Here is a 750-nt window from a genome sequence, read left to right on the forward strand (position 1 = left end):
AAAAGGAGGAGGCTGTTTTTTCGTAGCGGGTGGCCAAGCCGCGTGCCTCTTTCAGTCGGCCGAAGAAGCGTTCTACTTTGTTACGGTCGGCATATAAGTTGGCATCATACGGGCGTTGGTCGGTGCGCAGGGCTTTGGGCGGAATCACCACTTCGGCCTGATACTGGGCCACGGCGGCCAGTACTGCGTTGGTGTCGTAGGCTTTGTCAGCCACAACCGCACCCGGTGCCGCTGCCAAGGCCTGTAACAAGTCCGGCAGGACTTGACAATCGGCCTGTTGGCCCGGCGTTAGGCGCAGCACTAGACAGTTGCCGAGCGCGTCCACCACGGCATGGAGCTTTGTCGTCAGCCCGCCCCGGCTGCGGCCAAGGGCTTCGTCTGCGGCCGTACTTTTTTTTGGCCGCTGGCGGCCCGGTGCGCTTTCACAGTCGTGGAATCGACCAGCACCCAGGCATAATCGGGTTCCTGCACGGCCTGAAACAGCCGCTCCCACACGCCCGCCACCGCCCACCGCCGGAAGCGCCGGGCGACCGTATTCCACGGACCAAAGCGTTCGGGCAAGTCGCGCCAGGCACAGCCCGTGCGCACCCGGTACACCACCGCGTTGACAAAACGCCGGTTGTTACGGCCGGTGCCGCCCGCCGTACCCGCTTTGCCCAGCACATGCGGTTGAATCAGTTTCCACTCACGATCAGTAAGTTCATGACGACGCATCCGGCAAAGCTACGACTGACTGTCCACGGGCTCTAG

1 pseudogene is annotated in these 750 nt (G+C 62.8%); it reads right to left on the reverse strand.

The window, feature by feature from the left end:
* A pseudogene (locus EJV47_RS29200) lies at positions 1-714 on the reverse strand (IS5 family transposase); the annotation flags it as partial.
* Positions 715-750 lie beyond the last annotated feature (36 nt).

It is taken from the genome of Hymenobacter gummosus, assembly GCF_003970915.1.
In the GTDB taxonomy this organism is placed as follows: domain Bacteria; phylum Bacteroidota; class Bacteroidia; order Cytophagales; family Hymenobacteraceae; genus Solirubrum; species Solirubrum gummosum.